Consider the following 20,891-nt stretch of genomic DNA (forward strand, 5'->3'; position numbering starts at 1 on the left):
ATGCGATTAGTTTATGTCCTGTTTGGAGTCGTGCCGTTGCGGCTGTACCGGATAGATTGAATTTTTTGGAGAAGCTACTGCTGCTTTAGGAATTTCAATTACCGGGTTATTTAGTCCCACCATCAGAGTGGAAGGTGGAATTATAGACGCTGAGGACGTTTGGATCGGTTCTTTTTGTGGTCGTTGTGCCAGTTGTGTCGGACTCGAACCAATAGGTAATAAACCTGATACTGCACCGATTACACAAGCAGCAACAGCTGTACCTCCGACCATCCAGTTTAAACGGGAACGGCGGCGCAAACGTGCCAATACTTGCTGAACTGTTTCTTCTGGTGACTGTTGGGCTGTTGGCACTGGGAGAGTCCGTAAGCCTTGGCGCAGTTTTAACAGTCGGGCATACAAGCATTGAACTGAGACATCATTTGCCAGCCATTCTTCTACTTGCTTGCGTTCGGGGGCTGTGACTTCACCATCGAGGTAAGCACTCAATAACTCGAAGCGATCGCGCTTCACCATATCCATAAGACCCGTTGATTCATTGGTATGCTTGGCCATTCCATCTGACAAATCTTGAGGAAGTTGCAAAGGAGAACGGTCGTAAAACTGAGAATCAGTAGTCATCTTAACATTATTACCAATTCATACACGGGTAAACTGGGCGGGAAATTCGGATAAATTAGCCAATTTTCCTCCTTAGGGCAGAAGCGATCTACATCTTTCTGGGAATTCTTAATCAATGCTTAAATTCTGCCATTGGACAGAGGCAAGATACTGTAAATTAGGAGTCTAGATAATTCTGCAAGTGAGCTTGCAGTCTCGATCTAGCTCTGGCTATTCTTGACTTCACAGTTCCTAAGGAAACTCCAGTGATTTCGGCAATTTCTTCATATGCCATGCCTTCGATTTCTCTGAGGACAATGGTAGTACGAAAGACTTCTGGTAAATCCGCGATCGCTTCCCGCAGTTGCTCATAAAATTCTCGAGTTGTCAGCTCTTCTTCAGGTCCTGGGGTATCGCCAGCGATTTCCCAATCCATCTCGCCATCTTCTAACGAGCGGGGAGCATCTAGTGACAAAGGACTCATAACCCGCTTGCGTTTCCGCAACTCATCGTAAAACAAGTTGGTGGCAATGCGGCTTAACCAGCCCCGAAATTTAGCAGGCTCTTGTAATCGGTTAATATTCCGATACACTCGAATCCAAACTTCTTGAGCCAAATCGGCTCTGTCAGCCCAATCTGGAGCTAGGTGATATAGAACTCTATCAACTTGACTTTGATAGCGGCGTAATAGTTCTGCAAACGCAACACGATCTGGTCGCAGTCCCGCTTGACAGCGCAAAATTAAATCGTGATTAGGGAGTTTGTCAACTTGCACTGATGCTTCTGGATACTTTGCATCAACCGTTGACCAGGATACAGTAATCGACTGACTCATAGATCGTACTGGCTCTAAATCATCCCTATCTATTAGACCTGCTAATGGGACAGAAGTTCCATGCTAAGGTGACGGATTTATGACTGGAACACTGAGGCATATAATTTTGGATACATTTATAGCAATAAGGGGAGCCACTTTTTCCTTATACTGTTCGCATAGTTGCCCTTGCACCCATCAACGAATAAAGGCGCAGCAATATGCACATTTTGGTACTTTTCGCAACTGAGTATATACGCTTGATAAAGATAATTAAATCTGGTTATAAGGATGAAGATAAAAATTTTGTAATTCTAACTTCTTGATACCTTTAAAATTCAGGTAATAATTTCTGGAAGTTGGGTTGCTGTGGTTACTATAATGGTGATTTATTTTTTTGATTTTGTTACCAGAATAGTTACTGATTGTTCTGGTTGTAACCCGTAGGTAGCACCAGAGGTATGTTGCTCTGGTACGCGAACTTGAAAAAATAAATTAAGGGAAAATGTAATTGTGACTGCTAGCAAAAGTTTTTCAAACATGGTTTTTCTCCTACCTACACCACTAATGATTGATTGCTACATTTCAAAAGTTCCACCAGAAAGTCTAAGTATTGGCTTACAACCTCCAGAACTTTTGAGGAATGAGGTTGCTTACTTGAAGTTTTGCCGCTGGGACAATTCGCATAGTCTTAGTTTGCCCAGAGGTGTTGGCAGATTTATAACGGAAATGATAAGTATTGATAAATTTTTGATAATAGGATGATGAACACATCCAATTGCTCGGCTGGATATGTCAGGGATAAACAATAGGCAATGGCAATGGTAAGAAATGAATCTGTAGGGCGGATGGTAATGTTACTCTGTTTTGGCACAGCATTTTTATCTTTAGGTGTCCATTGGCGCATTACTACGGCGGAACGGCAGTCTGATAAGTCTGCATCTACTTTGATGCGGCGAGATTCTACCCGAACCAATCCCAAGGGAAGCCGCCCTAAGGGAGTCTACACGAATCTTTCTCAAGTGAGTTTAGGGGAAATTGCGCTGGGTGCATCTGTGCCACCTGATGAAGTTACCCAAGGCTCAACTGCCCAGAGGGCGTTTACACCAAAATCCTCTGCTATTAAGCCTCAAACTAAGTCGAAAATAATTAAGAAGAATGTAACCAAAGCAACTACTCGCAGGGCTTCTAGACTCAAGTCTTCTACTATTAAGCCTCAAACTAAGTCGAAAATAATTAAGAAGAATGTAGCCAAAGCAACTACTCGGAAGGCTTCTACACTCAAGCCTTCTACTATTAAGCCTCAAACTCAGCCCCAAACCATTAAGAATAATGTAGCTAAAGCAACCAACCTACCAACTAAGATGCGGGTGGTGGCACAAGCAGAAAGACAAAATCCAGTTGTGGATAGTTGGCCAAAAGCTTTATGGTCTCAAGCTTCAGCCCAACAAATACCATCTAATAGGCTTGCAGATGCTAAGACGCAAGTAGTAGTTGATTTAAGCGATCGCCGCACCTATGTATACGCAGGAGATGAAGTGATAGCAAGCTACCCAATCGCTATAGGTAAGAAAGGTTGGGAAACGCCCACAGGTTCTTTCCAGGTGATCCACATGCGACACTATCCAATTTGGCGTCACCCAATTACAGGCAAAGTCTTTGAGGCTGGTACGGATAGTCCCTTGGGAGACAGATGGATTGGTTTTTGGTCAGATGGACGCAATGAAATTGGTTTTCATGGCACACCAGAGATTGATCTAGTAGGAACGGCTGTGTCCCACGGCTGCTTAAGAATGCGTAATTCTGATGTTAGATTGTTGTATGAGCAAGTAAGTTTAGGTACAACAGTGTTAGTACGTGATTAATTATAGAGTCATTAGTCATTTGTTTTAGACTAATGACTAATGACTAATGACTATTAAAGTTATAATTTTTGCTCAAAGCTAGGTGCGTATGTTTGAAGTAAAGCACTAACTTGGCGTACAACCTCATTGCCAGTGTTTTTGCCTAAGGCTTGCCGTTCTGGGAAGAAATTGGGTCGATCCAGGTAACGATTAATCGCCTCACTTACTTGCTGAGAAATTAAGTCTTGCAGTTGTGCCTGAGCCGTTTGGCGCTGGAAGTTAGCACCTTCTTCTGTAGTAGCATACAAAGGTGGTAGACGATTGAGAGCGTAAGCGGCAATATCTCCAACATCTAGAGAACTTTCACTGGTGGCTTCAATTTCTGCGACTCGTGCGATCGCTTCCGTCAGTACCAATTCTTCCATAACGTTAATGAATTGTTTCCGAGGTACCGCCACTACCTCACCAGTTAATAGCGCACCCATCAGGCGATCTAGCGCCATATACTCTTCAATTGAGAGTTCTGAGGCGTTGTCACAGATTCTACCGACTTCTGCTTCCATTGCTGGTGTCAAATAACCATCCTGGAGAGCTTGTTCTACAATTTTTTCGATACTCATAATGCTTATCATCATTTATGTTAGCCAAGCAAGGTAGGGACGGTATCAATCCAATTTATTTTGCCTAATTCTCAGCAAAAAAAACACAAATCATGCACAGACGCGATAACTCCGTCTCTACTAATTAACGACCTTAGTTCGCCAAGGTGTTGGATCTACAGATTGTCCGTTGACATACAGACCCCAGTGTAAATGTGGCCCAGTGGAAGCACCTGTTGAACCTACTGCACCAATTAGTTGACCAGCTTTCACAACATCACCTTCTTGAACGTTAATACGACTCAGGTGCATGAAAATACTGGTTACTCCTTGACCGTGGTCAATGCCAACTACGTTACCATGAACCCGAAACCCTTGGGATACCCTACCTACCAAAGCAACTCGTCCAGCGGCTGGGGCAATTACCGATGAACCGGCAGCACCAGCGTAGTCAAGACCACGATGATAGTAGTCCTTTGCAAATGTACCATTATAGTAGCGACGTACACCATAGGTTGTACTCATCCGCCCTGCATTTGGTTTCAGAAATACTCCATTCCAATACTTTTCTGGTGTTTGTAACGCCTTAAAAGCTGCCACCCGCTTAAGTTCAAGCTCTGTGGCACCCACTCCGGCTTTGCCAGGTGGTAAAGTAATGCGTTGTACGGGGAATTTGCGATTAAGCACATTCACTGCCAAGTTTTGCACCTGACCATCTCCCGTAACCCTAAGTGTTCTAGTTCCAGCTTTTTCTAGTGGTGTTGTGGGAACAAAGGCCCGATACTGATTGGGCGCAATTTCAAAAGCTGGGTATGTATTATTACCACTTGCTACTGTTGGATTTGTACCATTCTCAGGATTATCTAGATTAATCTCCACCGAGAGTGTATCCCCTAATTTAGGATTAGTTGGAGTCACCTTTACTTGTAAAGCATCTACAGGCAATGCCAAGGTGAGAGGGAGAACAGCAAATATTCCCTTTAACACATTTATTGCACGGCGATTCGCTGTCAAACTTTTTACATCAAAACCGAGCAACTTTTTGTTTGAACTACTAGTGCTATTCTCAATAATCATAGAGCTACAAAAATCCCTTGTTTGTGTTGGAAAATAGACTAGCTTATTTTTACTAGTGTTTCCTGTTTGCAGCAGATGTTGATGAAAACTATAAATTTTGGAAATCCTCCAGGAAATTATGGTTAGGACAGGGGTAGGGGGGAAAAGACAAGGGAGAATGATTTGTAACTGTAATTTAGTGAATTGGTGTTTTAATAACCAAGGTGTATTCCATTGGCAATAATCTTAAAATTTAACTAGATTGATGGCAAAGACGCTCTCGTGGCTTGCCATAGGTATATCATTTGTTAGGCAACAAATGAAACTTCCTGGAGTTTAGCCATTACATAATAATACTTGAAGAAAATCTTGGAATCAACTGGACACTTGTTCAACTGGACACTCGTACTACGCTGTTAGGCAAAAGTTGGTGTAGGAAAATCACCTAAACCAGTTAACCCAGCAGGAAAGTGTCATAAATAACCCCATAAAATTTAGGTAAAACTAACTTTAGTAAGCTGGTGAACATTTAATAGCACAAGTAGGGCGGATAAGATGCCCACCCTATGATAAGTTTTATTGATATATAGTGTGAAATTATAGGATTTTCGGTTTATCTAATTCTTAATCGCCGTTTATACACTCGTAACAGATATTACTAGTGTTGGTATAGATGTAAAATAACAGTGATTTTACCTAAAATTTTTTCGTTCCGAGTTTTGAAGCTCATAAAGACTATCAACTCTAAGCTGATAGTTTTACTTTTGACTTGAGCTTACCATCTTCCATGTCAACGATGCGATCGGCAATGTCTAGGATGCGGTTGTCATGAGTAACCATCAAGATGGTACAGCTTTGTTCTTTTGCCAGTTTTTGCATGAGATTGACTACATCTCGTCCCGATTGACTGTCAAGGGCGGCGGTGGGTTCATCCGCTAGGATTATTTGAGGATGAATGACTAAGGCGCGAGCGATCGCTACTCTTTGTTTTTGTCCCCCAGACAGTTTATCAGGATAGTAATGCAAATGATTTCCTAATCCTACCTGCTCTAGCATTTGGGCTGATCTAGCTAGCATCTTTTTTAAGTCAAGATGTTGGTGCAATTCCAAAGCTATTTTGACATTTTGGAGCGCTGTTAAACTACCATGCAAGTTATGCCCTTGGAAAATATAACCGTTACGCCGTCGCGCCTGTACTAGTTGTTCAGCACTAGCACCACAAAGTTCTCGTCCCAACACCCGCAAACTACCAGATTGGGCAGAACGCAACCCACCCACCAAGGTCAGCAAGGTTGTCTTTCCAGAACCAGAGGGCCCAGTCATAATAATAATTTCGCCGGCGTTAATCTCCAAGTTGATATTATATAAAACTTGCTTGCGGAGTGAGCCGTAACCAAAGTGGTGGTCGAGATTTTTAATAGAGATGACGGGAAGCATATTTGGGGAGTGGAGGAGTTTGGAGTTTGGAGTTGTAAAAATTCTTGCCTGTTTCTTGTCCCCCAGTTTTAGAACATATCAGCGGGGTCGGTGGCTTGGAGTTTGCGGGTTGCGATCGCACCGGAAATTGTACACATAATGATAGTCAGCACTAATACCTGCAATGCCCGAATTGCAGTCATGTACATGGGTAAATTTGTGGCACTGCGAGTCAGTTGGTAAAGTGCTAAGGATACTCCCAAACCGGGGAAAAAACCCAGTGCTGCTAATATCAACGATTCTTCAAGCACCACACCTAGCAGGTAATAATTGCGATATCCCATTGCTTTGAAGGTGGCGTATTCCCGAACATGGGCATTAACATCAGTGGAAAGGACTTGATAGACGATAATCACGCCCACCACAAAGCCCATCGATACACCCAGGCTGAAGATAAATCCAATTGGAGAATTTGTTCTCCAGAAGTTGTTTTCAAATTCAATAAATTCTTTGTGGGTTAAAACTCTGACATCATCTCTGAGGTAAGCTTTCAATGTTGCTGCTACCTTTTTCGGGTCATAGCCTGGTTTTACCTTAATCAAACCTAGACTGACACTACTTGACTGTCGCCCGGAAAATAGCCGCAAAAAGTTTTGATCGCTGGTAATCAGGTTGCCATCAGCGCCAAAGGAAGCCCCGACTTGGAATAAGCCACTAATGGTAATTGTGCGCCGTTCTATTTCAGTGGTTAGGGTTTTACCTTGGTCAATTTGAGCGATCGCTTTTTGATAATCTCCTCTTGCACCACGATCAAACAAGACGGTATTCGGCATTTTGATCGCTTGCAATTGCTGGTTAACATCTGGTAAGTCAAAGGCTGGCTTGTCTGGGTTAAAGCCGATAACTAACACCCCCGTCTCACGGTGTGTTTGAGGATTTTTCCAGATTGTGTTGTTGAAATACATTGGTTCTGCCGACTTCACCCCTGGTATATCCATTGCTTGGTAAAGTCGCCGACGAGAAAATGTAGACAAGCTTGGCAGGTTACGGGCTTGGGGACTCGTTAAAACAATGTCTGCTTGCAAACTGCGATGCAGTCTCGTGTTACTGTCATACAGCGCAGTCTGAAAGCCCAGTTGCATGAACATGAGAAGATCCGCAAAGGCAATGCCTGACAATGCCACCAAAAGACGGCTTTTTTCATGACTCAGTTGCAGCCATCCAAGAGGGGTTCGCCGTCGCAGTTGTTTGATCAATCCCATAATCTAGGTACTGGGGGTTAGGGACTGGAAATTGGGGACTCGTTCATCCACCTCAGAACCCTATGGTTTCACCAAGGCGGTGGGAAGCACACTTCTTCTCTACGAGACGCTGTGCGAACAAGGGGTATCCGGGATAGCTGCCCCGCCGTTAACTGTTGACTGATGACTGTTAACTGTCAACCGTCATCAGTCTTTTGTGAAATCCCATCCCCTTTTAGGGGTGGGATGAGCTTAAAGTTCAATTACTGCCTTAACTTGCATATTGGTTAAGGTGGCAGCTTTTCGGCTGGAGGCTTCATCTAGTCGGATATGGACTTCTACTACTCTGTTGTCGATATTACTGACGGGATCTGTGTTAATCACATTCTGCCGTCGCACTTGCAAGCCCTTGTGATCTACGATTCCCTGCAATTCAATTGGGAGGTAATCACCAAGTACTCGCACTTGCTGCCCTGAATGCACTTTGCCAATATCGCTTTCGTAGACTTCAGCGATTACATACATTTGGCTAGTTTGTCCGATATCAGCAATGCCATCATTTGATACTAATTCGCCAGGATGGGTATGGATCTCGAATACCTGTCCATTTTGGGGCGATCGCACCTCGGCCTGTTTAAGATTGACTTTTGCCAGATTCATGGCTGCTACGGCACGATTGATTTCTGCTTGGGCAGCTTCTACATCTACTCCGCGTATCTCAGCGATTTCATCGAGTGTGGCTGTGGCTTCCTTTACCTGTTGCTGGCTAGTTGATTGGGTACGATTTAACTGTGCCTGTGCTTCTTGCAGACTTTTTTGGGCAGTTTCCAAGCTTAAACGCTTATTATCCCGTTGGGAGGCAGAAATTGCGCCCTTTTGATATAGTTGCTGATAGCGTTCGTCTTCTGCTTGGGCGTTGCGCACTTCGGCTTGGAATCGTTCAATTGTCGCTACTTGGGTATTAATATTACCTTGGCGTTCTGCTTCTAGGCGAGCGATCGCAGCTTTTTGGGCAGCAATTTCACCACGTTTAGCACCTGCTTGGATGCGGTTTAGGTTTGCCTGGGCTACTTTTACTTGTTCGTGCGCCTCTTTTAATTCTGCTTGCAAGCGATCGTGGCTATTCAAAATCGCAATCACCTGTCCTGCTTTTACCCTATCCCCCTCCTTTACTAACAACTTTTCTACCCGACTTCCTTCCGTAGACACCGCAGCAGAGAGTTTAATTACCTTTCCCTCTGGTTCGATCCATCCTAAAGCTGTTACCGTTTTTAACTGTGGCAATTGTGTTGCTGGCACTTGGATCTCTAAATTTGCATAATTTTGCCAGCGTTTTACTATATAAAAACTTATTCCGCCAACCAATAAAGATGCAATTATACCTATAGCAACGGATGGACGCAGAATAGACTTAGGGAACGGTCTGTACCCTAGCTTTGAGTTTCGCACCATAGATTACCTCTTAACTAGTGGCGCAGAAAAAACTAAATAGATTAAGCTTTTCTCGTTACCTCTGTTAGTATTGTTAATTTATCGATTCAGAGTTCATAAAAAGTGGAATTCGTTGAGAATTTATCAACCTAGTGCAATTTAGCTGGATAGGATAACAAAAAGTCAATCTCGAATATTAAGAGATTTATGTTACTGACGAACTACTTTGTTTTTTTGAAAGTACTCAGGTATAGTAAACGGTTTCAAAATTACGGGTTGTAACAGTGCCAACAATCAGAGGTAAATTCAGTCAAAAGTAAAAGTTTTTTGTCATCAAAAACAAATAAATCGCAATTACTAAATATCTATTTAAATTTGATAATTTTATTATTTTTAGTGATATATTTCACTCCTAAAATTACTTTTTATGAATTGCTTTTTAAGTTTATTAACCCATTTGCTACCCAGAACTTCAGTGCGCGATCGTTATTAGTAGCATTATTAGTAACTCCAACCTTTACTCCTGTTAAAGAGATTTAAATCGTTAAATAAGATAGATAGAAACATTTTCTACTGAAAGGATCAGATTCTTGACTATCGGGCTGTAAACTACATTTAGGGACTTCTGAACAAAAAAGCTCTAAGTATCTCTTATGGGATCGAGAGAAGTCTCTGACATCAATGCAAGAGGCAAAATAACCATTGGAAAAATTATTAAGAATATCAAAAATTATTGATAATTGCACTGAACGCATTGGTCGATTTAGCAGTTGGCTGGTGCTAGTAATGATCCTACTTGGTGTGTGGAATGTTGTCGGGCGATATCTCGGACGAATTAGTGGTAATAATTTCACTTCCAACGCTTACATAGAATCTCAATGGTATATTTTTGATTTAGTTTTCTTATTGGGAGCAGCTTATACCCTCAAGCATAACGAACACGTCCGTGTTGATATTTTTTACAGTAATTGGCCGCCTCGGCGAAAGGCACTTGCAGACTTACTAGGGACGATACTTTTTCTCATCCCATTCTGCATCATCGTAATCATTTTTTCTTGGGATGCCGTTGTGGCTTCATGGCAAATCAAGGAAGCCTCATCTGATCCTGGTGGGTTGCCTCGTTACCCCATTAAAGCGATGATTATTGTCGGCTTTGTGCTGCTGATTTTCCAGGGAATTTCTCAGGCGATCAAAAACTTGGCAATTCTCCAAAGCAGAATAGAACCTCAGGAGGAAAATCATGACATTGGCTTATGAATGGTTGGGGCCACTGATGTTTGCTGGTGCTTTGGTGCTGTTGTCGCTGGGATATCCGGTAGCATTTTCATTGGGTGGTGTGGCAATTTTATTTGGAATCCTAGGAATTAGCTTAGGTGTATTTGACCCAGTATTTCTTACTGCCATGCCACAGCGGATTTTTGGCATCATGGCAAACTATACCTTATTAGCTATCCCTTACTTCATCTTCATGGGGGCAATGCTGGAGAAATCTGGGATAGCAGAAAGGCTGTTAGAAACGATGGGGATTTTGTTGGGACGCTTGCGTGGTGGACTGGCTTTAGCTGTGATATTGGTAGGTGCAATGCTTGCAGCTACAACTGGTGTAGTAGCGGCGACAGTGGTAGCAATGGGTTTGATTTCTCTGCCAATTATGCTGCGCTATGGGTACAACAAAGAATTGGCTACTGGTGTCATAGCTGCGTCAGGAACCTTGGGGCAAATTATCCCGCCGAGTGTGGTGTTAGTAGTACTGGGTGATCAGTTAGGTGTGTCGGTGGGCGACTTGTTCCTCGGTTCAGTGATTCCCGGTTTGATGATGGCAAGTGCATTTGCCCTACACGTGCTAATTGTGGCATTTTTGAAGCCAGATTTAGCACCAGCCTTACCTGCTGATGTCAGAGAAATTGGTGGGAAAGCTTTGGGAAGGCGAGTAATTCAGGTGATGATACCACCTTTGATACTGATTTTATTGGTGCTGGGAAGTATATTTTTTGGCATTGCTACGCCGACAGAAGCGGGTGCAGTGGGTTGTGGTGGTGCGATCGCACTGGCGGCTGCTAACCGTAAACTTACCTTAGAATCTCTACGTCAAGTTTGTGATGCCACTTTGCGAATCACCAGCATGGTGGTTTTTATCCTGTTTGGTTCCACAGCTTTTAGTTTAGTCTTTCGGGGATTAAATGGCGATCGCTTCATGTTCGATGTTCTCGCTAATCTCCCCGGCGGTAAAACCGGCTTTTTGGTTATCAGCATGGCTGTGGTATTCATCCTTGGCTTTTTCATCGACTTTTTCGAGATTGCCTTTATTGTCGTCCCCCTATTTGTACCAGTTGCCCAAAACTTGGGTATTGACTTAGTTTGGTACGGCGTAATTTTGGGCGCAAATCTGCAAACTTCTTTCCTCACGCCTCCCTTTGGCTTCGCCCTGTTTTACCTGCGCGGTGTCGCACCACCGGAAGTAACTACAAAGGATATCTATCGCGGTGCAATACCGTTTATTTTGTTGCAACTTTTGGTACTGATGTTAATTATTATTTTTCCGGGAATTGTCAGTTTTTTACCATCTTTGGGAAGCTAGTTGAATAGTTAGGAGTTAGGACTATAAAAGTGGGTAAAATTGGCAAATAATTTCTCTTTCCTCTGTGTCCTCTGCGCCTCTGCGGTTAAATAAATTGCTTTTGAACCGCAGAGGCGCAGAGAGCGCAGAGAGAAAAGCAAAGAATTTTCTAAGTTACCTTGTTAACTTATGTTATTGGAAGTGACGAAGTTGGCATAACTTAATTCGTTAACGCGATTCCAATTAAAAATCTGCTGTCGAAATGCTTTCCACTGTTCGTAAACTTGTTTAAAAGCCACATCCTTGCTAGCATTTTCTTCAAACAACTCAAAGGAAGTTTTTTGGGCTGCTTGCATAATATCCTGACTGTAAGGAACTAGCTTTGTACCACTAGCCAGTAACCGTGTCATTGCTTGCCCATTCAAAGAATCGTACTGACTAAGCATATTCAAGTTTGCTTCAATAGTCGCTGTCTTCAAAACCTCTTGGTATTCTTTGGGTAGGCGATTCCAAGCAGTTAGGTTAACTAACACATCTAAGGTTGGCCCTGGTTCCCACCAGCCGGGGTAATAGTAAAATTGGGCAGCTTTATTTAAACCGAGTTTCTCATCATCGTAAGGGCCTACCCACTCAGCAGCATCAATTGCTCCCCTATCCAATGCTAGATAAACTTCGCCTCCAGGTAATACTTGCACATTCACCCCTAAGCGGGACATGACTTCTCCGCCTAATCCTGGAATTCGCATTTTCAACCCTTTAAGATCAGAAATAGATTTGATTTCTTTTTTGAACCATCCCCCCATCTGTGCGCCAGTACTACCAGCAGGAAAACTAATCACGTTGAAGTTGGTATAAATTTTGTGTATGGCTTCCAATCCACCACCGTTATAAAGCCAAGCATTTTGCTGTTGGGCGTTTAAACCGAAGGGTACGGAGGTGGCGAAGGCTAATGCTGGACTTTTACCAATGTAATAGTAACTTGATGTGTGACCGCATTCAACAGTCCCGGCTTGTACAGCATCCAAGACTTGCAATCCTGGTACTAACTCTCCGGCGGCAAAGGGCGTAATCTGGAAACGTCCATTGGTCATTTCCTCAACTCGCCGAGAAACTGTTTCTGCGCCGATAAAAGTACCCAAAGATTTGGGCCAGCTAGTGGCCATGCGCCAACGGATATTTGGTAGCCCTGCTTGCACACTAGGGGATTTACCAGTTTGGCTACAAGAAACTATGGTAGCAGCAGTTGCGGTGGCGATCGCAGCTGTGTTGAGAACCTCTCGGCGTTTCATAATTGTTAATGATTTAAATTGCGGAAAATTTAGGCTGATAGAGAATATTTATCAGGTTTTTGGCAATTTTTTAGTTTTAGGTATTAAATTCAACGCAGTAGGGGCACATAGCTATAGCTGTGCGCCCCTACTGTGTAATTGAGTTTTAGATGCTGAAACTGAGATTTTTATCAAGAACAGAGGGCAGTTTTCCTTCTGCCTCCTTCAATACTTCCAGTGTTGGGGTATCTTAAAATTTTCCGGTAAGATTGTGGTGCGATCGCCAATTGCCTGTTCAATCTGCTGTAATTCTAGGTTTTCACAGCCGTTCAAGTTTGCCCTAGAGAGGTTAGTTTCTTGGAGGTTAGCATCTTGCAGATTGGCTGTACTGAGTAACACACCTTCTAAGTTGGCTCCAGCAAGTTTGGCGTTTTGCAAGTTACTGCCAATCAGGTTTGCATCTTGGAGGTTGCTATCTTCAAAGTTTACTCTTTCCAAGTTGGCATCACAAAGAATTGCTCCTTCTAAGTTGGCACCGCAAAGGATTGCTTCTTCTAATTTGGCATCACAAAGGATTGCCCCTTCCAAGTTGGCATCATAAAGGATTGCCTTGGAAAGGTTTGCCTTTCTGAGGACTACGCCTTGGAGATTGGCTTCTGGGAGGATTGCTTTTTGCAGGTTGGCTTCATAGAAAATTGACCCACAAAGATAGGTGATTGATAAGTCTGCCTCAGACAGATTTGCTCGTGTAAAATTGACCCATTGCAAGTTAGCGCCTACGAGGATTGCCCTAGAGAGGTTAGCGTCTGTTAAATCTGCATTACTGAGGTCTGTATTGCGTAAATCTAGTTTCTGGTTTACCGGATCTTTATGTGAATCACGTCGTCCAATGACAGTCAAAGCTGTTTGAATATCTGTAGGAAGTTTTGATGAGTTCTGTGACTCGTCCTCATATTTTGGATTCACCGGGGCATTTTCGCGGATAAAAGCAGCGAGAATTTCCATAATTGTCCAATGGTCTTTGTGAGAATCCTTGGCAATTCGTTCTAAAGCATAAATTGCGGCAAACCGCGTTTCAATTTTTTCATTGCCCAACTGTTCAATTGCTTTAGAAAAACGTTCTGGAACAATTTCTTCTAGAGTTTTTTGGGTGTTATTAATGCCAGTTTCGATGTTGTTGTCCCAAGCTAGTGTCGCACCCAGGAATTTGGTTAATACACTCTGATTTTCACCAAAAGAAAGTCTGGAAGTATAGTAAGCATTAATAATTAATGCCAATCCCCCAATGATTATTGCGAGAGTTGTTAATGCTTGATTAATATATTCTAGTTTTTCTTGATTTGAAAATCCTGCAATATTTTCAAAGAATGAGAAAATTAGAGTTAATGAAAAAAGAAATATAATTGAGATAAATACCAACAAAGTCGTGAGTCCATTTGCCTTTATGAAAGACATGTCATAAGTCTTCATATCTGACTCCTTACGTAAATAAATTTAGGTCGATTTTAAGAGCAACTGTAAATATCTGATAGCGTACAAACACGGAAGTACTTGACAGATCCCTGAATCTACTTCATAGCGATCATCTATAAAATCTATGACACCTTATTTATCAAATATCCCCTGAACTGTGGGGTTTAGCGGTGGTAACACAACATTGTTGTGCATGAAACGAAGCTATTTCACGCAATTGAAAACGCCTGTATTACCTGTAAAGAATAGTTTAAAATCTGTGGTGTTAATGAGGTTTATATAATGATTCAGATTTATAATAAACACCTAAGCACAAGTGACTAAATTGGAAATCGCCATAAGCAATTCTTCTGGTGCTACAGGTTTAACGATGTGCTGTTGAAAGCCTGCTTGAAGTGCTTGCTGCTGATTGATTTCGCCTGCATAAGCAGTCAGAGCGATCGCTGGAATCTTTTTTCCCCCTGCTTCTGCTTCCAGAGCACGCACCTGTTTTATCAGCATATAGCCGTTCATCTCTGGCATCCCAATATCGCTGAGTAAGATATCTGGTTTTGACTGTGTTAGTGCTTGTAACGCTTCATCTCCTGATGCTACTGCGGTGACGATCGCTCCAAACTGTTCCAAGACAAAGCTGAAAAAGTCGCGGGTATCAGCATTGTCATCTACAATCAGGATTTGTATACCCATCAGGGGAGAAGAGGCAAAAACGGCAGTTGAGGAATCAGCATTCGGGTCATCGTCGATGGTTACACTTTCCTTGAGCAGGGGTAACCTAACTGTGAAAATAGCTCCTTGATCCTCGCCAAGACTTTGGCCCCAAACCGTTCCACCGTGCATCTCAACCAAGTGACGAGCGATCGCTAAACCTAACCCTAGCCCACCAAACTTTCTAGTTGTTGTACCGTCACCCTGACGGAAATAGTCAAACACATGAGGTAGAAAATCGGGGTGAATGCCTTTACCTGTATCGCTGACGGTAATCTGCACATGAGCGTCGATGCACTCCAATTGCACATTTACTTTTCCCCCAGCCGATGTAAACTTGACAGCATTCGATAAAAGGTTCCAGAAGACTTGCTGTAAGCGGGCTGAATCACCCAAAACTTTCCCCTTCAAATCAAGCGTCGTCTCAATCTGAATGGTTTTAGCCTCTGCTGCTAAACGCACTGTTTCCATTGCCGCTTCAATGGTGGATGCCAGATTGACTGGTATCATGTTGAGATTGAGTTTACCTTGGAGAATGCGAGAAACATCTAACAAATCTTCAATTAGTTGAGCTTGTAATTTGGCATTGCGTTCAATGGTTTCAAGGGCTTTTTTGAGCGATATATCATCAAATTTACGGCTCTGCAACAGTTTTGCCCAACCAAGAATCGGATTCAGCGGCGATCGCAATTCATGAGAAAGTACCGCCAAAAACTCATCTTTTATCCGGTTAGCAGCCTCTGCTTCCTCCCTGGCTCTTTGCTCAAGTTGCAAAAGGCGATCGCGTTCTGATTCGGTGCGTTTGCGATCGCTGATATCAGTTAGCATAGCGATCGCGCCCAAGAACTCATTTTGTTCACTAAAAATAGCTTTAGCAGAAATCAGTGCCCAGATGTACGAACCATCTTTGCATCTCAATCGACCTTCTTTAAGATCACTCCCTTCTCGCTTGTGCCACTCTACTTTCTCTTGGGCTGCTACTCCATCAATCTGTTCGATAAAATCAAACATAGAACGACCGAGTATTTCTTCTGCCGGATAACCCAACATCTCACAGAGCCGTTGATTCACGAACTCTGTTTGTGATTGAGAGTCAATCATCCAGATTCCCTCATAAGAGGTATCAACAATTCTGCGATACTTGGCTTCACTCTTCTGTAGCGACTCCTCTGCTTGCTGGCGCTCCCGGCGTTCTTTGGCTTCCCGTAATGCCCGTTGTACTGAGGGAACTAACCGCCCTAGTCGTTGCTTTAACACATAATCAGTTGCACCGTTCTTCAGGGCTTCGATCGCTAATTCTTCACCCAACGCCGCAGAGACAAAGATAAAAGGAATTTCTGGAGAGCGATTTCGGGCAATTTCCAGAGCAGAAATGCCATCAAAAGAAGGCAGGGCATAATCGGCAAGAATTAAATCAAAAGTCTCTTTTTCCAGAGCAGCCAAAAAGTCAGCACCAGTTTCAACTCGGATTAGTTCGCAATTAATTCCCCCTTCGGTTAATATCACTTGGACAAGCTCTGCATCTAACAGACTGTCTTCCAAAAGCAGGAAACGGAGGAAATTCATCAGTTCCTCTCCTGTTGACGATGAGGTACAGAAGGTAGAGCGCCAAGGGGTGGCTGATTAATCACTGCCCAAAACAGTCCCACACCTTTGATAGCATCAGCAAACTCATGATAATCAAGAGGCTTGACGACATAGGCATTAACGCCTAACTCGTAGCACCGAACTAAGTCTGGCTCCTCACGGGAAGAAGTTAATACCACGACTGGAATCACTCGCATGATTGGGTCAGATTTTATTTCTGCCAACACTTCTAGTCCATCGATTTTAGGAAGTTTCAAATCGAGAAGCACCACTACAGGATGCCCCTCCATCCGCAACCGGAATAGCCCCCGGCGATAGAGATAATCTAGTGCTTCCTCTCCATCACGTACCACCACCACTTCGTTGGCAAGATTATTTTCCGACAAGGCAGCCAATATTAATTCTGCATCGTTGGCACTGTCTTCAATCAGCAGAATTCGCTTGAGTTCTTTCATTCGCCCTCCTTCTTCGTCAACTTAGGTAGTGAAAAATAGAAGGTGGCTCCACTGTCAACTATGGCTTCTGCCCAGACTCGACCATTATGCCGATGAATAATCCGTTGCACGTTTGCCAATCCAACACCTGTGCCTTCAAATTGTGGGTCGCTATGCAGGCGTTGAAATACTCCGAATAGCTTGTGAACATATTGCATATTAAAGCCTACGCCGTTATCTTGTACAAAAAAGACAACTTCGTTTTCATTGTCAGTACTGCCAACAGTAATTTCTGCTGGGTTTCGAGTCTGCGTATATTTTACGGCATTGTCTATGAGGTTGCGAAGAACGAGCCGCAGCATGGAGGGGTCACCTTGCACTTCTGGCAGTGACTCTATGTGCCAATTGATTCTGCGTCCTGGGATTTGGGGTTGCAAATCGCGTTTTATTTCTTCCACTAGTTGCTCCATATTGAGGTCGATGTAGCGCATTTCGGTGCGCCCCATGCGAGAAAATGTGAGCAACTCATCGATTAATGTTCCTGCTTGTTTGGCAGTTTCTGCAATTATTTTCAAATAGCGCTGACTCGTTTCATCTAAGGTTGTTGAGCTATGTCGCTTCTGAAGCAATTCTATAAATCCGGCGATGTGGCGAAAGGGCGATCGCAAGTCGTGAGAGACTGAATAGGAGAAGGATTCGAGTTCCTTATTGGCGGCTTCGAGTTGCATGGTGCGCTCTTGAATCCGTTGCTCCAGCATTTCGTTTAGTTGTTGCAGGGCGGCTTCAGCAACTTTGCGATCGTGAATGTCGCTAGCGACGCCCACCCACTTGATAATCTGTCCGGCTGCATCTCGAAATGGCAAACCCCGCACAAGATGCCAACGATAGCTACCATCAGAAACTCGACGGAAGCGAATTTCTGCTTCGTAGTTTGTACCGTTAGCAACAGCCTGCATCGAAGTTTTAAAAACGCGATCGCGGTCTTCAGGGTGAATGATATCAATCCAGCCATACCCAGCAGTCTGCTCCATTGTCAATCCACTGTAATCAAACCAGTATTGATTGCAATAAGTAATACCATTATGGCGATCGCCCATCCAAATAGCCTGCGGTGACACCTCTGTTAAAATTCGGTATCGCTCCTCGCTATCACGTAGCGTTTCTTGTGCCAGATTGCGATCGTGGATATCAACACAGGAGCCGATATAGCCGAGAAACTCTCCCGTTGGTGCAAACCGAGGCACACCACTATCGAAAAGCCAACGGTATTCGCCATCATTGCGTTTGAGGCGATATTCCATTTGAAAATTCTGTCGGGCATCAAAGGCATTGGTGTATGTGTCTAAGCAACGCTGAAAATCATCAGGATGAACACCTTCAGCCCACCCATTGCCCATTTCTTGCTCTAGAGTCCGCCCGGTAAAATCTAGCCAGGGTTTATTAAAGTAGTTACAAAGTTTGTCAGTGCCGGACATCCAGATTAGTATGGGAGCGGTATCTGCCATCTGGCGAAAGCGGGCTTCACTTTCACGCAACGCTGCTTCTGCCTGATTGCGATCGCGCAGCGCAGCTTGCTGTTCGCTGATGTCAGTAATCAATGCCGCATACCCTTCAATGGTTCCCTGTTGATTAAACTGAGGAACACAAATAGCATGAATGTAGCGTGTGCCAGCATCTTTATAAGGAACTTCAGTTTCATAAGTGACCTGCTCTCCTGCAAGTACTCGTTCCACATAGGGACGAACTACTTCATAAGCGGATTCACCCAAAACATCCCAAAGATGCTTTCCATAAACTTCTGCCGTCGAATGCCCAAACCACTCTTCATAAGCTCGGTTATTGAAGCGGTAGCGTTGTTCTGAATCTACAAAGGAAATCAGAACTGGCAACGTATCTGTAATTAAGCGAAGTTCTGTTTCTCGTTGCCGCAGTGCCTCCTCGATGCGCTTGCGGTTGGTGATATCCCGCCAGCAATTGATTGCACCGATAATTTGACCTTGGAAATCCAGAATGGGTACTACATTAGCGCTGGCTGTAATCCGGGTTCCATCAGGACGTTCAATGATGCACTCCTCATCGCGGATTGTTTCACCGTAGCGCGTAGCACGGTACAAAGGGAGTTGTTCTGGGGTAGGGCGCGTTACACCATCAGCTAGAAACAGACCGTAGGACTGGGCGTAGTAGCTGGAAGTCATGCCAACGAGGGATTCACTAGGTCTACCCAAAAGCTCTTGGGCGAGTTTGCTGTTGGCGATAATTGGGAAATCTGGGGGGCCGGCGGTAATTGTAATTCCCTCTGGGACGTGTTCTAAGAGCATTTGCAGGATACTCTGGGCTTCTTCGGCTTGGCGGGTGCGATGCCGGGCTTCTGCTTCGGCTTGTTTGCGATCGCGTAGTGCAGCTTGCTGTTCGCTCAAGTCAAGCACAAAACCAATGATTGTCCTATCTCCCTGTTTAGCAAAGCCAAGTAGGGCGGGGACTAGAGAGCCGTCTTTGCGGATGTATTCCTGCTCAAAAGGCTTACAACTCCCAGTAATCATAAGTTCTTGAATTGATCGCTCACTCACCTCAATGTATTCGAGTGGAGTGATCTCGCCCCAGCGGATTCGACCAGAGCGCAAATCCTCGCGGGTATAATTGAGCATTTGCAAAAAGGCATCATTGGCTTCAATGATTAAGCCATTGAGATCAGCCACAATTACCCCGATAATATTGGACTCTGTTAAGCGACCAAACCTTGCCTCGCTTTCGCGTAGTGACTTCAGACTTGCTTCAACTTTCCGTTGGGCTGTGCGGTGTGATTCGTTGAGCGAACTGATTAACCCTGCTGCCAGCATGAACACAATTAATGGTACTAATCTACTTAGATTTGTAATATTCTGCGGATAGAATGGCTTAAAAAAGAAGTAGTTGATTGCCAAAGTAGACAAAACGGTAGCAAGTAACCCCGGGCCCAAGCCACCGTACCAGGCACTCACCATCACCGCAACATAAAACAGCGCAGCAGGTGTTGGAGCAAGATATGGATTAAGCAGCAGGGTTCCCCCCAGTGCTAAGGCAACGGATAGCAAAGAAATAACATAGTACAGCAGTTGCTCCCGAATGATTGCGCCCTTCTCTCTACCGCCAGCAAAGGTGTTTTTAGATTCAGGTGCCCTCATTTTATAAGCCATAATTCTACTCTGCTTCTGGAAAATACTGGTTCAGCAGGCTTTTGCCGGGTTCACCCATCTGGCGTAACATTTCTTCTATTAGTTTTAGGGCTATCCGTGAAGGCACTGTATGCCTATTTTCCCAACGATTGACTGTTTTAAATGAAACCCCTAATTTAGCAGCAAACTGTTTTTGAGAAAGATTGAGTTGCTGCCGAAGATCCCGAATTAAATCTAAACTTTCCAGCCGCTTTATTACAGGCATCTCCTTTTCCTATTTTCATAGAATGACTAGGATAGGACACCTGTCCTATCTTTTATCTCTTGCTTAGGGAATATTTCTAAGGTATAGCAGTAAGCTGGGTTTTGCTGTTAGTCTAGCTAACCTTGTATCGTTAAAAAGATCAACGTTCAGGTTCAGAAGGTCAACGTTCAGGTTCAAAGGCTCAACGTTCAGGTTCAAAGGCTCAACTTTGAGGTTAAAAGGGTGAAACTTAAGCTTTCCAATGTTTAGGTGGTTGAAGATTTTCCGGTAAGATTGTTGTGCGATCGCCAATTAACTTTTCAATCTGCTCTTGTCCTAGATTTTCGGCTTCAAAAAGGGACGATTTATTTTTTTATTTAGACACGCAGCGGCTTGTCGCAGGCTAACGCAAAGGAAAGAACAAGAGAGAGGGTTTAATGAATTAATTAAAAGTACATAGAATAATTATT

17 protein-coding genes are annotated in these 20,891 nt (G+C 43.7%); 3 read left to right on the forward strand and 14 right to left on the reverse strand.

What is annotated here, in order from left to right; all coding sequences use genetic code 11:
* Positions 1 to 6 precede the first annotated feature (6 nt).
* From ACEYW6_RS03685 to ACEYW6_RS03695, 3 genes are all read right to left on the reverse strand, one after another.
* The gene (locus tag ACEYW6_RS03685) at positions 7 to 621 is read right to left on the reverse strand and encodes an anti-sigma factor family protein (protein WP_196511798.1); all 615 of its coding nucleotides are present in this window, start codon (positions 619 to 621) and stop codon (positions 7 to 9) included.
* A 157-nt stretch (positions 622 to 778) separates the two neighbouring features.
* Positions 779 to 1,435 carry a sigma-70 family RNA polymerase sigma factor gene (locus ACEYW6_RS03690; protein ID WP_181928358.1) on the reverse strand — a complete coding sequence of 219 codons (657 nt, stop codon included), beginning with the start codon at positions 1,433 to 1,435 and terminating at the stop codon, positions 779 to 781.
* A gap of 368 nt (positions 1,436 to 1,803) precedes the next feature.
* The gene (locus ACEYW6_RS03695; RefSeq protein ID WP_412978666.1) at positions 1,804 to 1,956 is read right to left on the reverse strand and encodes a hypothetical protein; all 153 of its coding nucleotides are present in this window, start codon (positions 1,954 to 1,956) and stop codon (positions 1,804 to 1,806) included.
* A 690-nt stretch (positions 1,957 to 2,646) separates the two neighbouring features.
* Between ACEYW6_RS03695 and ACEYW6_RS03700 the strand changes: the two genes are divergently transcribed.
* Positions 2,647 to 3,279: a L,D-transpeptidase gene (locus tag ACEYW6_RS03700; protein WP_313889927.1), complete on the forward strand. Its 633-nt coding sequence runs from the start codon at positions 2,647 to 2,649 to the stop codon at positions 3,277 to 3,279.
* 59 nt (positions 3,280 to 3,338) lie between these two features.
* On the opposite strand, the gene ACEYW6_RS03705 is transcribed toward ACEYW6_RS03700, so the two are convergent.
* From ACEYW6_RS03705 to ACEYW6_RS03725, 5 genes are all read right to left on the reverse strand, one after another.
* A complete protein-coding gene (locus ACEYW6_RS03705; RefSeq protein ID WP_190889903.1) occupies positions 3,339 to 3,878 on the reverse strand; it encodes a late competence development ComFB family protein in 540 nt (179 codons plus the stop codon).
* Positions 3,879 to 3,998: 120 nt separating this feature from the next.
* Positions 3,999 to 4,934: a M23 family metallopeptidase gene (locus tag ACEYW6_RS03710; RefSeq protein WP_412978667.1), complete on the reverse strand. Its 936-nt coding sequence runs from the start codon at positions 4,932 to 4,934 to the stop codon at positions 3,999 to 4,001.
* 723 nt (positions 4,935 to 5,657) lie between these two features.
* The gene (locus tag ACEYW6_RS03715; protein WP_412978668.1) at positions 5,658 to 6,350 is read right to left on the reverse strand and encodes a DevA family ABC transporter ATP-binding protein; all 693 of its coding nucleotides are present in this window, start codon (positions 6,348 to 6,350) and stop codon (positions 5,658 to 5,660) included.
* A 68-nt stretch (positions 6,351 to 6,418) separates the two neighbouring features.
* A complete protein-coding gene (devC, locus tag ACEYW6_RS03720) occupies positions 6,419 to 7,591 on the reverse strand; it encodes an ABC transporter permease DevC (protein ID WP_196511129.1) in 1,173 nt (390 codons plus the stop codon).
* Between the two features lie 231 nt (positions 7,592 to 7,822).
* Positions 7,823 to 9,022, reverse strand: coding sequence for an ABC exporter membrane fusion protein (locus ACEYW6_RS03725; protein ID WP_412978669.1), 1,200 nt, complete (start codon positions 9,020 to 9,022; stop codon positions 7,823 to 7,825).
* Positions 9,023 to 9,703: 681 nt separating this feature from the next.
* Here ACEYW6_RS03725 and ACEYW6_RS03730 point away from each other — a divergent pair.
* A complete protein-coding gene (locus tag ACEYW6_RS03730) occupies positions 9,704 to 10,258 on the forward strand; it encodes a TRAP transporter small permease subunit (protein ID WP_412978670.1) in 555 nt (184 codons plus the stop codon).
* Positions 10,242 to 11,579 (forward strand): TRAP transporter large permease, encoded by a 1,338-nt coding sequence (locus ACEYW6_RS03735; protein ID WP_412978671.1) that lies wholly within the window; start codon positions 10,242 to 10,244, stop codon positions 11,577 to 11,579. The genes ACEYW6_RS03730 and ACEYW6_RS03735 overlap by 17 nt, the downstream gene beginning before the upstream one ends.
* Before the next feature lie 161 nt (positions 11,580 to 11,740).
* Here the strand turns inward: ACEYW6_RS03735 and ACEYW6_RS03740 are convergent, their stop codons facing one another.
* The 6 genes from ACEYW6_RS03740 to ACEYW6_RS03765 all read right to left on the reverse strand — a co-directional run bounded on the left by ACEYW6_RS03740 (position 11,741) and on the right by ACEYW6_RS03765 (position 20,442).
* On the reverse strand, positions 11,741 to 12,847 hold the full coding sequence (locus tag ACEYW6_RS03740; RefSeq protein WP_412978672.1) for a TRAP transporter substrate-binding protein: 1,107 nt from the start codon (positions 12,845 to 12,847) through the stop codon (positions 11,741 to 11,743).
* Between the two features lie 204 nt (positions 12,848 to 13,051).
* On the reverse strand, positions 13,052 to 14,296 hold the full coding sequence (locus ACEYW6_RS03745) for a pentapeptide repeat-containing protein (RefSeq protein WP_412978673.1): 1,245 nt from the start codon (positions 14,294 to 14,296) through the stop codon (positions 13,052 to 13,054).
* A gap of 309 nt (positions 14,297 to 14,605) precedes the next feature.
* Positions 14,606 to 16,570, reverse strand: coding sequence for a response regulator (locus tag ACEYW6_RS03750; protein WP_412978674.1), 1,965 nt, complete (start codon positions 16,568 to 16,570; stop codon positions 14,606 to 14,608).
* The gene (locus ACEYW6_RS03755) at positions 16,570 to 17,046 is read right to left on the reverse strand and encodes a response regulator (RefSeq protein ID WP_190889919.1); all 477 of its coding nucleotides are present in this window, start codon (positions 17,044 to 17,046) and stop codon (positions 16,570 to 16,572) included. The genes ACEYW6_RS03750 and ACEYW6_RS03755 overlap by 1 nt, the downstream gene beginning before the upstream one ends.
* The gene (locus tag ACEYW6_RS03760) at positions 17,043 to 20,198 is read right to left on the reverse strand and encodes a PAS domain S-box protein (RefSeq protein ID WP_412978675.1); all 3,156 of its coding nucleotides are present in this window, start codon (positions 20,196 to 20,198) and stop codon (positions 17,043 to 17,045) included. The genes ACEYW6_RS03755 and ACEYW6_RS03760 overlap by 4 nt, the downstream gene beginning before the upstream one ends.
* 4 nt (positions 20,199 to 20,202) lie before the next feature.
* Entirely contained in the window at positions 20,203 to 20,442 is a 240-nt protein-coding gene (locus tag ACEYW6_RS03765) for a helix-turn-helix domain-containing protein (RefSeq protein ID WP_412978676.1), read from the reverse strand.
* Positions 20,443 to 20,891: the final 449 nt, after the last annotated feature.

Source organism: Nostoc sp. UIC 10607 (assembly GCF_047228265.1).
GTDB classification, from domain to species: domain Bacteria; phylum Cyanobacteriota; class Cyanobacteriia; order Cyanobacteriales; family Nostocaceae; genus Nostoc; species Nostoc foliaceum_A.